At 70.7% G+C, this 13,383-nt stretch carries 13 protein-coding genes; 7 read left to right on the forward strand and 6 right to left on the reverse strand.

The window, feature by feature from the left end; genetic code table 11:
* Positions 1–8 precede the first annotated feature (8 nt).
* The 3 genes from ABT061_RS43635 (at position 9) to ABT061_RS43645 (ending at position 2,825) form a co-directional block, all read left to right on the forward strand.
* Entirely contained in the window at positions 9–758 is a 750-nt protein-coding gene (locus tag ABT061_RS43635; protein ID WP_350929457.1) for a glutamine amidotransferase, read from the forward strand.
* 1 nt (position 759) lies between these two features.
* Positions 760–1,692 (forward strand): nucleoside hydrolase, encoded by a 933-nt coding sequence (locus tag ABT061_RS43640; protein ID WP_350929459.1) that lies wholly within the window; start codon positions 760–762, stop codon positions 1,690–1,692.
* A gap of 233 nt (positions 1,693–1,925) precedes the next feature.
* Complete coding sequence (locus ABT061_RS43645) at positions 1,926–2,825, forward strand: hypothetical protein (RefSeq protein WP_350929461.1); 900 nt, start codon at positions 1,926–1,928, stop codon at positions 2,823–2,825.
* A 22-nt stretch (positions 2,826–2,847) separates the two neighbouring features.
* Here ABT061_RS43645 and ABT061_RS43650 read toward each other — a convergent pair whose 3' ends face one another.
* The 4 genes from ABT061_RS43650 to ABT061_RS43665 are packed head-to-tail and all read right to left on the reverse strand — an operon-like array spanning position 2,848 to position 7,610.
* Complete coding sequence (locus tag ABT061_RS43650; RefSeq protein WP_350929463.1) at positions 2,848–4,644, reverse strand: glycoside hydrolase family 127 protein; 1,797 nt, start codon at positions 4,642–4,644, stop codon at positions 2,848–2,850.
* Positions 4,637–5,422, reverse strand: a complete 786-nt coding sequence (locus ABT061_RS43655) for a carbohydrate ABC transporter permease (RefSeq protein WP_350929465.1) — start codon at positions 5,420–5,422, stop codon at positions 4,637–4,639. Before ABT061_RS43655 ends, ABT061_RS43650 begins: the two co-directional genes overlap by 8 nt.
* Positions 5,419–6,351 carry a carbohydrate ABC transporter permease gene (locus ABT061_RS43660; RefSeq protein WP_350929468.1) on the reverse strand — a complete coding sequence of 311 codons (933 nt, stop codon included), beginning with the start codon at positions 6,349–6,351 and terminating at the stop codon, positions 5,419–5,421. The genes ABT061_RS43655 and ABT061_RS43660 overlap by 4 nt, the downstream gene beginning before the upstream one ends.
* Positions 6,348–7,610 carry an ABC transporter substrate-binding protein gene (locus ABT061_RS43665; protein ID WP_350929470.1) on the reverse strand — a complete coding sequence of 421 codons (1,263 nt, stop codon included), beginning with the start codon at positions 7,608–7,610 and terminating at the stop codon, positions 6,348–6,350. The genes ABT061_RS43660 and ABT061_RS43665 overlap by 4 nt, the downstream gene beginning before the upstream one ends.
* 207 nt (positions 7,611–7,817) lie before the next feature.
* Between ABT061_RS43665 and ABT061_RS43670 the strand changes: the two genes are divergently transcribed.
* A complete protein-coding gene (locus tag ABT061_RS43670; RefSeq protein ID WP_350929472.1) occupies positions 7,818–8,840 on the forward strand; it encodes a LacI family DNA-binding transcriptional regulator in 1,023 nt (340 codons plus the stop codon).
* A gap of 63 nt (positions 8,841–8,903) precedes the next feature.
* On the opposite strand, the gene ABT061_RS43675 is transcribed toward ABT061_RS43670, so the two are convergent.
* Entirely contained in the window at positions 8,904–9,800 is an 897-nt protein-coding gene (locus tag ABT061_RS43675) for a serine hydrolase (protein WP_350929474.1), read from the reverse strand.
* 143 nt (positions 9,801–9,943) lie between these two features.
* Between ABT061_RS43675 and ABT061_RS43680 the strand changes: the two genes are divergently transcribed.
* From ABT061_RS43680 to ABT061_RS43690, 3 genes are all read left to right on the forward strand, one after another.
* Positions 9,944–10,951, forward strand: a complete 1,008-nt coding sequence (locus ABT061_RS43680; RefSeq protein WP_350929476.1) for a LysR family transcriptional regulator — start codon at positions 9,944–9,946, stop codon at positions 10,949–10,951.
* A 523-nt stretch (positions 10,952–11,474) separates the two neighbouring features.
* Positions 11,475–11,687 (forward strand): DUF5999 family protein, encoded by a 213-nt coding sequence (locus ABT061_RS43685; protein ID WP_350929478.1) that lies wholly within the window; start codon positions 11,475–11,477, stop codon positions 11,685–11,687.
* A gap of 327 nt (positions 11,688–12,014) precedes the next feature.
* Positions 12,015–12,713 (forward strand): DsbA family oxidoreductase, encoded by a 699-nt coding sequence (locus ABT061_RS43690; RefSeq protein WP_350929480.1) that lies wholly within the window; start codon positions 12,015–12,017, stop codon positions 12,711–12,713.
* 25 nt (positions 12,714–12,738) lie between these two features.
* Here ABT061_RS43690 and ABT061_RS43695 read toward each other — a convergent pair whose 3' ends face one another.
* Positions 12,739–13,380 (reverse strand): thymidine kinase, encoded by a 642-nt coding sequence (locus ABT061_RS43695; RefSeq protein ID WP_350929482.1) that lies wholly within the window; start codon positions 13,378–13,380, stop codon positions 12,739–12,741.
* Positions 13,381–13,383: the final 3 nt, after the last annotated feature.

Raw genomic sequence — 13,383 nt, forward strand, 5'->3', positions numbered from 1 at the left:
GAGACAATATGACCCGCGTGCTGGTCGCCGGCGAGTCGTGGATGAGCGTGTCGACCCACTACAAGGGGTTCGACGAGTTCACCACGACGACCTACCACACCGGCTTCGAGCCGCTGCGCGACGTACTGGTGGCAGACGGCATCGAGGTCGACCATCTACCCGCGCACGACGTGCCCAAGCTGTTCCCCGGGACGTTCGAGGAGCTGGCGGCCTACGACGTCGTCGTGCTCTCCGACATCGGCGCCAACAGCATCCTGCTGCACCCCGACACCTGGCTGCACAGCAGGAAGTCGGCGAACCGGCTCGACCTGCTGGCGAGCTGGGTGGAGCAGGGCGGCGGCCTGGCGATGGCCGGTGGCTATCTCAGCTTCCAGGGCATCGAGGCGAAGGCGGCCTTCCGCGGCACCCCCGTGGAGCGGGTGCTCCCCGCCCGGATCGCTCCCTACGACGACCGGGTGGAGACCCCGCAGGGTCTTCCGGGCGTCGTCGTCGATCCGACCCATCCCATCGTGGACGGGCTGCCCTCCGACTGGCCCGACCTGCTCGGCTACAACCGCTTTGAGGTCCCCGAGGACGCCCGGCTGCTCGCCACCGTCGGCGCCGACCCGCTGCTCGCCGTACGGCAGGCGGGGGCGGGCCGCACTCTCGCCTGGGCCTCCGACATCGCCCCGCACTGGTGCCCCGAGGAGTTCGTCACCTGGGATGGTTACCGCACCCTCTTCACCCGGGCCGTGCGCTGGCTGGCGAAGGAGATCTGACATGCCGATCCCGGTGATTCTCGACTGTGATCCGGGGCACGACGACGCCCTGGCCATCCTGCTGGCGGTGGCCGACCCGGCGATCGACCTGCGCGCGGTCACCACCGTCGCCGGCAACCAGACCGTGGCGAAGACCGCCCTCAACGCGCGGCGGATGCTCAGCCTGGCGGGGGTGACCGGGGTGCCGGTCGCGGCCGGTTGCGACCGGCCGCTCGCCGGCCCGCTGGAGATCGGCGACTATGTGCACGGGGAGAGCGGGCTGGACGGCCCGGCCTTCGGCGAGCCCGACGTGCCCCTCGATTCGCGCCACGGTGTCGAGCTCATCCACGACACGCTCGCCGCCGCCGACGAACCGGTGACGGTCGTGGCCATCGGGCCGCTGACCAACATCGCCACGCTGCTGCGCCGCCATCCCGGGGACCGCGACCGGATCCGCGAGATCGTGATCATGGGTGGCTCCACCGAGCGCGGCAACCACACGCCCTACGCCGAGTTCAACATCTACGCCGACCCGGAGGCCGCGGCGGAGGTGCTCGGCAGCGGCATCCCGACCACCTGGGTGGGGCTCAACGTCAGCCACCAGGCGCTCGTCACCACGGACGTGCTCGACCGCATAGCCGCGCTCGGCACCCCGCTGGCCCGTGTCTGCGTGGAACTTCTCACCTTCTTCGGCTCCAGCTACCACCAGACCTGGGGATTCGAGGCGCCCCCGCTGCACGATCCGATCACCGTCGCCTACCTGATCGATCCCGCGGTCCTCACGCATGTCCGGGTGGGTCTGCGGGTCGAGCTGGATGGTGAGCACACCCGGGGCGCCACCGTGGCCGACCTGCACGGCCGGATGGACTGGGAGCCCAACGCGAACGTCGGAACCGTACTCGACCGGGACCGGTTCTGGGACATCATGATCGGTGCGATCGACACCCTCGGCTGACGCCCGGACACCGGCCAGGGGCCGCCGCGCGGTCTTCGGCCGCCCACGTGACACGTGGGCGGCCGAACGGCGGGCCGGTGCGCGACCTGATCATGCCGGCCGGGGGGCTCGGGGCGGTGGCGCAGACCGCTCGGCCACATCGGTGTACCTCGCCGTGTCACCGCAGGACGACGGCACGGCGGTAGCGCCCGGTGACGCTCGCGCCTAAGGATCTCCCGGCGTACCGTGTCGGTATGCGTGAGGGACGTGCGGAGGACGCGAGGACCGAGGCCAGACGACTGATCCGTGACCTACTGGGCGAGGCGCGGCCGGACGCCGCCCTGCTGCTGGGCGAGGCGGGAGCGGCGCTGGGCGCCGACCGTGTCGCGCGTTCCGTCGAACTCGCCCGAGGCGCCCCCCTCACCCGCAGATCCACTGAGCTCGCCGCGCTGGCCGCCCTGCTGGTCGGCACCCGCGAGCTCGGCGAGCGGTGGTGGCGGCGCGAGCGCGGCGGCAAGCTGCCCGCACCGGACGAGGTGCTGTGGAGCTCCACCGCGATCGAACCGTGGACCGACCTGACGGTTCTGGAGATGCTCGCCGCCTGGATCGCCGACGACGCGGCGGACGAGACCTGGGGCCGCCCCGCCGCCGTCACCGACCTCAACTCCTGGCAGGCCGAGGACCGGGTCGAACTGCCACCCGACGCGCGCCCCGGCCAGCGGATCGTGGTCTCCTTCGACGCGGGCGGCCGCCTCGACGCGCTGGTGCTGCGCCGGGCGGACAACGAGCTCGGTTCCAACCTCGACTTCGACTCCCTGCGCTACTCCCGTCCCGCCGAGGCCCAGTGGAGCTGGGGCGTCGCCGCGGGGCTGGGCCCGCACCGGCTGGACGAGCATCCCGACCCGTACGAGCAGCCGGTCGACACCGAGGCCGCCGAGACCCTGCACACCTGGGCGCTGCGACAGGGCGCCTCCGCGGAACAGGCGGGTGCGGTCTGGCGCAACAGGGGCGACGTCATCGCCGCCATCGAGCGGATCGACTGGATGTGGCGCAGCGGCGAGTGGTTCGCCTGGTGGCGCGGGGTCTCGGCCCTGGTCGACGGCGAGCCGGAGCAACTGGCCGCCCGGCTGTGGGAGATCGCCGACGCCTCCTAGATGACCACCTGCGGCGTGGAGATCAGGTCAGCGGCAGCCACACGCGCATGCTCGCGGGGCCCCGGTTGCCCCAGCGGTGATAGGGGACCAGCCGCAGGGACGTCTGCCGGCCCGCGGCCACCCGCCGATCGGCCCGGTACGGCCAGGCGTCGTCTTCCGGCGCCGTCAGGCAGGCCGGGACGTCCAGCTCGACGGTCCCGTCGACGTGCCGCTCGACCGGCGTGAGGGGTTCCACCGTGACCTGCGCCAGCGGAGGCTCGTCGCCGGTGGACTCGGCGCAGTAGACGAGCGGGCCGCGTTCGACGGCGGCGCACCCGCGGACCGCGTCCACCCGCCGGTCGGGGAAGGTCCAGCGGGGCCGCATCGGCAGGTCGAGCCGGATCCGGTCTCCCGGCCGCCAGTCGGCCTCGGCCGTGGCGTAGCCGGGCTCGGCCGGATGCGACACGCCGCCGTAGGTCAGGGTCGCGCCCTGGGCCCAGGGCGGTACGCGCAGCGAGATCCGGCCGGCCCGGCCCTCGACGACGTGCGCGGTCACCGTGCCCGACCAGGGGTAGTCCGTCTCGATCCGGAGCGCGAGACCGTCGTGGCGGATCTCGCCGGGCGTGTAATGGTGGATGCGCAGGGCGTCGCCGTCCGCCGCGGCCAGGTAGGCGGGGAGCGAGGCGAGGGTACGGGCGATGTTGTTGGGGCAGCACGACACGTCGAACCAGGGCGAGCGCAGGCCACCCTCGGAGCCGTGGTTGACCCCCTCGCGCGGCTCGGCCGGGACCCGTACCTGCAGCGGGTTGACATAGAAGAACGAGCGCCCGTCCAGCGCCACCGCCGTGGCGAGCACGTTGTACATGGTCCGCTCGGCCAGGTCGGCGTAGCGCACGTCGCCGGTGGCCAGCAGCAGCCGGTGCGACAGCATGATCGAGGCGATGCAGGCGCAGGTCTCGGAGTAGGCGCGGTCGGCCGGCAGCTCGAAGTCCTCGCCGAAGGCCTCGTCCGAGTGGTGCGAGCCCACCCCGCCGGTCAGGTGGACGCGCCGGGCGACGGTGCGCTCCCACTGTGTCTCGACCGCCCGCAGCAGCTCCGTGTCACCGGTCTCGACGGCCACGTCCACCGTGCCGCAGGCGAGATAGAGGGCGCGCACCGCGTGCCCGCGGAACACCCGCGCCCGCCGTACGGGCAGATCGTCCTGGAAGTACGCGGGATGGAACTGGATCTCACCGAGGGCGGGCCTGCCGCGCCGCTCGACGAACCTGCGGGCCATCTCCAGGTAGCGCTCGGTCCCGGTGACGCGGTACAGCTCGACCAGCGCCGTCTCCACCACGGGATGACCGCAGGTCTCCTCGGTGTCCATGAAGCGGGCGCAGACGTGGTCGGCGGCCCGGCGGACCACCTCGGTCAGCGTGTCCTCGCCGTGCGCGCGGAGCCGGGCGACGCCTGCCTGGATCAGGTGGCCGTAGCAGTACAGCTCGTGGCCCCACTCGAAGTCGGTGTAGCGCCGCCCGCTCCAGCGGGTGTTGAGGTAACCGTCCTCCTCCTGCGCCCGCGCCACGGTCGCGGCCAGCTCCTCCAGGGCGGGGTGGTCCGACCAGGCCATCCCCTCCAGCAGCTTGTAGATCTCCGAGTCGGAGAACTCCCGGCCCCGGCGGGGAGTCACGCCGCGGAAGTTGCCGATCCAGCCGACCCGTTCCATCCACTCCTGGCAGTGGGCGATGACGACCTCGCGGTTGAGCGCCATCCGGTCACCCCAGAAACCCGGGGTGAGCCGTACGGCATCGAGGCCGAGCGGGGACAGTGCCCCCGCCGAGGGCATGACGGGACTAACCACGCAGGGCTCCTGACATGAATCCGCGCACGTAGTGGCGCTGGAGGACGATGAAGAGGATCAGGCAGGGCACGGCCATGACCATGACGCCGGCCTGCAGCATGCCGTAGTCGACGGCGCCGAACGTGCGCTGGGTCATGCTGACCACGGCCACCGGCAGGGTGAAGCTCGCACCGTCGTTGAGCAGGATGAGCGGGGCGAAGAAGTCGTTCCACGAGGCCAGGAAGGCGAACAGACCGACCGTGACCAGGGCGGGCCGCACCGCGCGCAGCAGGATGCGGGCGAAGGCGCGGAACGTGCCGCAGCCGTCGACGAGGGCGGCCTCCTCCAGCTCGCGCGGGATCGCCTCGAAGGCGTTGCGCATCATGAACAGCGCGAACGGCAGCTGGAACATCACGAAGACGAGCGCGAGACCGATCAGCGAGTTCTGCAGCCCGATGTAGCCGAGCAGGACGTAGAGCGGGATCAGGATGGTCGCGTACGGCACCATCAGGATCGCCAGCGTGGCGAGGAAGAGCAGGTTCTTGCCGGGGAAGTCGAAACGGGCGAAGGCGTAGCCGCCCAGGGCGGAGACTCCCAGCGTGCCGGCGACGGTCATCGCCGAGACCAGCACGCTGTTGGTCAGGTAGGTGCCGACGCCCTCGCCGAAGCGGGCCATCTCCAGGTAGTTCCCGACCCCGCCGTCGAAGGAGGACCAGCCGCTCCACAGCAGGGGGAACAGGAAGAGCACCGCCAGGGCCGACATCGTGGTGTAGTAGGGCGTTCTCACCGGTCTGCTCACTTCGACCTCCTGAGTACCCGCATCTGCAGGGCGTTGAGCGCGACCAGGGCGACCAGCAGCACGACGGACAGCGCCGCGGCGCCGCCCAGATCGAAGCGGAAGAACGCGTCGCGGTAGACGACCATGACCATGGAGACCGTGCTGTTGTCCGGGCCGCCGTTGGTGAAGATGAAGAACTGGTCGAAGGCGAGCAGGGAGCCGGTGACGCTGAGGACGAGCATCAGCGCGAGCGTGGGACGGAGCAGCGGCAGCGTGATCCTGGTGAAGATCTGCCAACGGCCGGCGCCGTCACTTCTGGCCGCCTCGTAGACCTCGACCGGGATCGACTGCAGCCCGGTGAGCAGGATGAGCATGTTGAACCCGGCGAACCGCCACAGCACCAGCGCGATCGTGGAGAACAGCGCCATGTTCGGGGTTCCGGTCCACCTCACCGGCTCGTCGGTGAGGCCCAGGGCCCGCAGGATCGGGTCGATCGGCCCGAAGTCGTTGTTGAGCATGCCGTAGAAGAGCAGCGCCGCCGCGGCGAAGCCGACCGCACCCGGCAGGAAGAACGCGGTACGGAAGAAGCCGACACCGGGCCTGCGCTCCTGCACCAGCAGGGCCAGGCCGAGCGCCATGGCCGACAGCAGCACGGTCGTGATGGCGGTGTACTTCAGCGTGAAGCCCACCGCGTCGAGGAAGAGGGGATTGTCGGCGATCTTGAAGTAGTTGTCCGGCGCGTTGAACGTCGCCCGGCCGAGCAGCGGCCAGCGGTTCAGCGACATCCAGACGACCAGTGCCAGCGGTGCCAGGAACAGCACGCCGACGATCAGGGCGGTCGGGGCCGCGTAGACCCAGCCCTGCGCCCGCCGGGTCCGCCACCAGGGGGGCGGCGCCGGGACGGCTCCCCGCACCGCCTTCCCGTCATGCCTGGTCAGTGTCACCGTCATTGCTGCAGCGACTTGGTGATCTCGGAGTTGAGCTGGGCGACCTTGCCCGCGTCACCGAACACGGCCTCCCTGGCCAGGCGCAGCCACGGCCCCTGCGGGTCGTTGAAGGTCTGCCCGAACCGCAGCGCGTACGGCGTCTGCCCCTTGGCGACCATGGAGTTCATCAGCACCACCCTCGGGTCCTGGGCGGAGTACTTGTTGTCGGCCAGGTCGGTGCGGGCTGGAATGTCCTTGTTCTTGGCCATGACCTCGACCTGTGCCTCGTCGGAGACCGTCCAGGACAGGAAGTCCCAGGCGGCGTCGGCGTTCTCGCTGGTCGACGAGATGCCGACCGAGTCGCCGCCGACGAAGGTGGACTCTCCGCCGTCGGGGCCGGCGATGGGCGCGACGCCGATCCTCATCTCCTTCGGCATCGAGCCGAGCGTGGTCGAGGGCATCGGCATCACGCCGATCTCCCCCTTGGGGAAGAAACCGGTCCAGGTCGGTCCCTGCTCCTCCTTGGCGGTCGGGCCGGTGACGCCCTTGGCGTAGAGGTCGCGGTAGATCTTGAACACGTCCGTCATGGCGGCCTGGTCGTTGAGCGAGGTCGTGCCCTCGGCGTCCATGACCTGGGCGCCCGAGGCCCACACCGACGGCCAGAAGGTGAACACGTAGCAGCCGCCGCAGTTGCCGCCGAAGAAGGTGCCATGCACCTTGCCGTCCTTGCCGAGCTTCTCGTCGACGACCGTGGCCTGCTCGGCGAACTCCTTCAGCGTCGTGGGCCCCTTCTCGGGGTCCAGCCCGGCCTTCTCGTACAGGTCCTTGTTCCAGAACCAGACGGACAGGTCCAGGGTGTGCGGGAGCGTGTAGGAGCGGCCGTCCAGCGTGCCCAGCCTGATGTGCGAGGGGGCGAGCTTGTCCTTGTAGGGCAGCGCGGCGATGCGGTCGCTGATGTCCAGGTACAGGCCCTGCGAGGTGTAGTTGGGGACGAAGATCACATCTGCCGCGAACACGTCGGGCAGCTGCTTCGCCCCGGCCGCGGCCGCGATGCGCGGCTGGTAGTTGTCCGTCGGGATGACCGTCAGCTTCACCTGGTTCTTGTGGCTCGCGTTGTACGCCTTGACCAGCCGCTCGCTCTGCGCCTGCGTCGCGGCGCGCGTCCACATGGTGATCGTGGTGGCCTCATCGGCGGGAGCGGCGGTCTTCTCGCTCCCGCCGCAGGCCGCCGCTGTTGTTAGCGCTAACAATACGATGGCGGTCATCCCGGCGCGTGGCTGCATGGTCTTCTCCTCTTCCGGCATCCCCCGCGACGCGCGAAATAGAACTAAAAGGTTTTCGGAAACGTAAAAGAAACATCAGACCGTGTCAATCCCCTGCCGATGGGAGGCTGACCTTGCTGTTGGGTGAGGGTGAGGGCTACCCTCTGGGGGGCCACCATCATGATGGCCGACCCTGCTGACAAGGTATAAAGAAAAGGATTTCGTCAGATGGCTGGCAGGCGGTCACGTGCGGTGACCATCAGTGACGTGGCCTCGCTGGCCGGCGTGTCGATCGCCACCGTGTCCAAGGCACTCAATGGGAAGGACAACGTCAGGGCCGACACCCGGCAGCGCGTGCTCGAAGCGGCCGAACAGCTCTCCTTCCGGCCGAACGCGCTCGCCAAGAACCTGCTGACCGGACAGAGCCGTACGGTCGGCCTGTTGACCAGCGACAGCGCCGGGAGATTCGGGATCCCCGTCCTTCTCGGCGCGGAGAACGCCTTCGGCGCGGGGGAGATGGCGGTGATGCTCTGCGACGCCCGCGGCGACGTCATCCGCGAGCAGCACCACATCCGCATGCTCCTGTCCCGGCGGGTCGACGGCCTGATCGTGGTGGGGGAGAGCACCAACCCGCGCCCCTCCATCAGCCGTGACCTGCCGGTTCCCGTGGTGTACGCCTACGGTCCCTCCGACGACGCCGACGATGTCTCCTTCGTGCCCGACGACGTGGGCGGCGCGATGCTCGCCGTACGGCACCTGCTGGCCACCGGGCGGCGCAGGATCGCCCATGTCACCGGTCCCACGGACTACAAGGCCGCGATCGACAGGGCCGAGGGCGTGCGGCGGGAGCTCGCCGAGGCCGGTCTCGAACAGGCGGGCGAGACCCTCTTTGGTGCCTGGTCCCAGCGGTGGGGGCGGCAGGCGGCCGAGATGCTGCTGATGGCGCAGCCCGACCTCGACGCGGTGTTCTGCGGCAGTGACCAGATCGCCGCGGGCTTCATGGAGACGGCCAGGGAGCGCGGCCGGCGCCTGCCCGCGGACATCGCGGTGATCGGCTACGACAACTGGGAGGTGCTGTCGGCCGAGACCCGCCCGCTGCTCACCAGCGTCGACCCGAACCTGGAACGGCTGGGGCACACGGCCGCGCAACACCTGTTCGCCGCCATCGACGGGAAGGTCGCCCCCGGCATCCACACCATGCCCTGCCGGCTCGTGATCCGCGACTCCACCGCACCACCCGGCCCTTCCTGATCAGGGCCGCGCGGCCGTCGCGGCATCGGCGGCCGCGCGGGTTCTCGGGCCCGGGGGCGGGACTCATCCGCGGCCGGGGCCGGCGCGTAGCGCGTCGACGGCGACCCGGGCGGCCTGGCCGATCGCCAGGTCGATGTCGATGCGCCGGGTCGCGTGCAGCTGCTCGCTCCTGGCGAACACCGCCACCGCGTATCTCCCGCCGCAGGGATACTCGGCGACCCCCGCCTCCATGTGCAGGCCGGGCAGCGTCCCCGTCTTGGCGGCCACCCGCACTTCCGCGGGGAACCCCGAGGCGATCCGTGTCCAGGAGATCTGCCGCGCCATGTAGTCGCGCACCGCCGCGCACGCCTGCGGCGGTCCCGCCTCGTCGCGCCAGATCAGCCCGAGCAGCCGGGTCATCTCGCGCGCGGTGCTCGAGGTCGTGTGACCGGGGTCGAAGACCCGCAGCGCCCAGACCCGCTCGGCGGGCAGGGTCGGGAAGATCCGCGCGAACTCGGCGTCGTCCCGCGCCCCCACATCCGCGAGCATCGACTCCAGCAACTGCCTGGGCCCGCCGATCACCCGGGTGCGCCCCAGCCCCAGCTCCGCGGCCAGCATCTGGACGGTGTCCAGGCCTACCTTGCGCATCAGCAGGTCGGCGGCGGTGTTGTCGCTGACGGACATGGCGAAGTGGGCCAGGTCGCGGAGCGATATCTCCACGTCGTCCGCGCATCCGGCGGTCCCCCAGCCGCCGAGCCTGTCCCCGGCCGTCACCAGCACGCGCTCGGCCGGGTCGAGCTGGCCGGCCGCGGCCTGGCGGGCGAACTCCAGGACCAGCAGCACCTTGAAGATCGAGGCGATCACCACCTGCTCGTCGGCGCGTACCCCGACCTCACGCCCCCCGGTGATGTCCAGCGCGTGCAGATGACCGTCCAGGCCGGCCGCCGTGAAGATCTCCGCTATCCGTTCCTCTGTCGACACACCCGCAACGCTATCCAGGCCCGCCGGCGGCCCGTGACGCGTGGCGAGCCGGATGTCTGTGAAGCTCGGCCGTCCATGCCCGGGGAGGTCCGATGGACCTCGGGGGATGAAGGCGCGGGTGGACGATCGCCTATCGTGGCGCCGTGGACCTTTCCCGGCACCTGCGACATTTCCTCGTCGTCGCCGAAGAACTGCACTTCGGCCATGCCGCGGAGGTGCTCGGTATCGCCCAGCCGCCGCTCAGCCAGTCGATCCAGCGGCTGGAGCGCGAGCTCGGCGCCGAGTTGTTCGACCGCTCGCGCCGCCAGATCGAGCTCACGGCGGCGGGGCGGCTTCTCGTCGGGGAGGCCAGGCGGTTCCTCGCGGGCGAGGAGCGCCTGCGGACGATGATGCGTCAGGCCGGTGAAGGCGAGCTGGGAACCCTCCGCGTCGGGGTGCCTCCGGAGATCCCGGCCGTGACGCTCCACGCCCTGCTGCGGCGCGTCACCGAGGACACCCCGGGGCTACACCTGGAGCTCCATGAGCTCACGGTCCCGGAACAGCTCCGCCGCCTGGCCTCCGCCGGGCTCGACGCGGGTCTCGTGCACCACCCCGTCGACACCCCCGGTCTGCTGTACGGCCCCGTCGTGCAGATCCCGCTGGGCGTGGTGCTGCCACGTACCTCCCCCCTGGCACTGGCGCGGTCAGAACCGCGACCGGAGCGGTCAGGATCGCGGCCATGGGAGATCGAGCTGGCCGAGCTCGCCGGGCACGATCTCGTCGTCTTCCCCCGCGAGACCTCCCCGGCCTGGTACGACCACCTGCTCGACGTCTGCCGCACGAAAGGTTTCTCCCCGGTACGGCTCCGGCACGCCCGCAACCCGGAGTTCCTGCTGGGACTGGTGCTGGCGGGGCACGGGGTGGCGTTCGAGCAGGAGGCGATGGCGCGCAGGGAGCCACGGGTGATCTGGCGCCCCCTGGCCGGAGATCCTCTCCGGCGGGGGATCTGCGTCGCCTGGCCGGAACGGTCGGCCCACCCGGCGGCCACCCGCTTCGCCGTCCTGGCCGCCGAGATCCTCGCCCAGCACGGCACGGCCGGGACACCGCCGGCGACACCCGAGACGGCACCGTCGCTCGGGCCCCGTCCCTGGTCCGTCGTCTACGCCCCTTGACGTCCTCCCGGCCGTATCTCGGCCGCCGGTCCGGTGCGGTGTGACACGAGGAGTTCGACGCCTGTCACATCGCCCCGGCGCCGACCGCGTCCGGCCGCGATTTCCCCGCCACGCTCGGCAGGTTCCGCCTGGTATCGAGGGGACCTCCCATCGCAAAGAATGCTCTACCAGGACAAGACCTCGGCTCTATCGACGATGGGCATGTACGGGTGTAGACAAAGGTTAATTAGCACCAAGAAGGCGACAAATTAACAACTTGTTTGCTCAGGGAACGCCGCTAGAAGATCCCGCGTCATGTTCGGGTCATCGGACAGACGGACGCGGTGACGCCGGCGGGGGAGTCCGTGGTCGCCACCGGAGCCGCCCACCAGAACCTGGTCGCGTTGGAGCGCACGAAGTGCCGGCGCGGAGGCGAAGGCGAGATTCCGTGAAGCCGATGCGAGGTCGGCCGGGAAGGTCGTCCGCGCCGTCTCCCGCTGAGCCGGGAGTCCTTCCCGCAGACAATCAAGATCGGAGCAAGACCGTGTGCCAGCACATACCCCCCTGTCCGTCCGCGGACGCTTTTGACCATGAGGCGGCGCGTCTCCTGGTCTCTCACCCGGAGCAGGGGTGGGGGCTGCTCTGCAACGGCGTGGTGGTCTTCGATGACACCGGGGAGCTTATGCCCGACGGACGTAGCATTCCCGCCCATCGCGATATTCCCGCCCATCACAGCCACTGCGTCGGGGCGGCATGAGAGCGTTCGCCGCTCCAGCCGCCGCTATGGCCGCCGACCCGTCCCCGCACCGGGGGACGGCGCCCCGGCGGCTCTTTTCCGTCCCGGTCCCGGCGCCCGGGGCATGGCAGCCGACCGGCGACCGGCAGCCCGAAAAGGTCGGATGACGATGCGTCGGGTCCACCTCCGCAAGCGGTCACGCTCCGCCGCCCGGCTCACTCTGGACCTGCGGACTCCGGCGGGCAGGCGGCTGCCGTACTGACCTCCGTCTCACCGGGTGCCACGTGGCCGCGCGGCCGCGGGCGACACCGCGGAATGAGCGGCCCTCCGCACCGGTTACAGCGGTACGTGAAGGTTGAAATCTACTCAGACGTCGTCTGTCCCTGGTGCTACATCGGCCACGCCCGCTTCGCCCGCGCCGTCGAGCGCTACCGGGCCAAGGGCGGGGAGGTGGAGGTCGAGTTCAGACCGTTCCAGCTCATGCCGGACGCGAAGTCCAACGGCGAGCTCACGCTCACCTGGGCCGCGAAGAAGTTCGGCGGGGCCGAGCAGGCCGCGCAGATGTTCGGGAGGGTGGGCGGGGTCGCCGCGGAGGACGGGCTGGTGCTGGACTTCGACCACGCGATCCAGGCCAACACCTTCGACGCGCACCGCCTCATCCGGCTCGCCGGAGAGCAGGGCAAGGGGGAGGAGGCGCTGTACGCGCTCTTCCGGGCTCACTTCACCGACGGTCTCGACGTCGGCTCGCGCGAGGTGCTCGCCAAGCTGGCCGGGGAGCTCGGCGTACGGGCGGACCTCGACGGTGAGGACGGCGCGGCGGCGGTGCGGGAGGAACTGGCCCGGGCCCGCGCCATCGGCGTCAGCTCGGTGCCGCTCTTCCTGTTCGAGGGCCAGTTCGCCGTCTCCGGCGCCCAGCCCGAGGACACCCTGCTCGCCGCCCTCGAAGAGGTCGCCGAGCGCACCGGGCAGTCACCGGCCGCCAGGGCGGTCAAGGCCGCCCAGACCGGCGGGGACGCCTGCGACGACGAGGGGTACTGCGCCGTCTGACGACGCCGGGCCCGCGAGGGGGAGGTCAGCCGGGAAGACCGGGCAGGCCGAGCTCGCCGGAGCGGTGGTGGCGGCGGCACAGCACCTGGTAGCGGATCGGAGCGGCGCCGGTGTCGCCGATGACCACCTGCTCACCGGTACGGGTCATGCTGCCGCCGACCACCCGGGCGTTCAGGCGCCCGGGGCGTCCGCACCAGCACAGGACCTCGACCTGGAGGCGGTTGATCTCGTCGGCCAGCTCGAAGAGCCGCTGGGCGGCGGGGAACATCCGCGAGCGGAAGTCCGAGGCCAGGCCGAAGGCGTAGACATCGATGCCGTAGTCGTCGGTGAGGTCGGCGAGCTGCTCGATCTGGGCGACCGTGTAGAAGCACGCCTCGTCGCAGATGACGTAGTCGATGGGCTGGTGCGCGCGGACCAGGGCCACCAGATCCAGGTCGTCGTCGACCTCGACGGCCTCGCTGCCCAGGCCGATCCGGCTGGTGACCTGCGCGCTGCCCGAGCGGTCGTGTTTGGTGAGCACCAGGCCGCGCCTGCCCTGACGGCCGTGGTTGTAGTTCATCTGCAGGGCCAGGGTGGACTTGCCGCAGTCCATCGGGCCGAAGTAGAAGCGCAGCACCCCGTCCCGGGAGACGGCGGGAACGGCGGAGAGGGCAGACGTTTCGGTCACGGG

This window comes from Streptosporangium sp. NPDC002544 (assembly GCF_040295965.1).
In the GTDB taxonomy this organism is placed as follows: domain Bacteria; phylum Actinomycetota; class Actinomycetes; order Streptosporangiales; family Streptosporangiaceae; genus Streptosporangium.

Excerpts from the sequence above, each read along its gene's own strand:
- ABT061_RS43635 (WP_350929457.1), top strand. The coding sequence starts at position 9 with ATGACCCGCGTGCTGGTCGCCGGCGAGTCGTGGATGAGCGTGTCGACC.
- ABT061_RS43640 (WP_350929459.1), top strand. The coding sequence starts at position 760 with ATGCCGATCCCGGTGATTCTCGACTGTGATCCGGGGCACGACGACGCC.
- ABT061_RS43645 (WP_350929461.1), top strand. The coding sequence starts at position 1,926 with ATGCGTGAGGGACGTGCGGAGGACGCGAGGACCGAGGCCAGACGACTG.
- ABT061_RS43660 (WP_350929468.1), bottom strand. The coding sequence starts at position 6,351 with ATGACGGTGACACTGACCAGGCATGACGGGAAGGCGGTGCGGGGAGCC.
- ABT061_RS43665 (WP_350929470.1), bottom strand. The coding sequence starts at position 7,610 with ATGCAGCCACGCGCCGGGATGACCGCCATCGTATTGTTAGCGCTAACA.
- ABT061_RS43670 (WP_350929472.1), top strand. The coding sequence starts at position 7,818 with ATGGCTGGCAGGCGGTCACGTGCGGTGACCATCAGTGACGTGGCCTCG.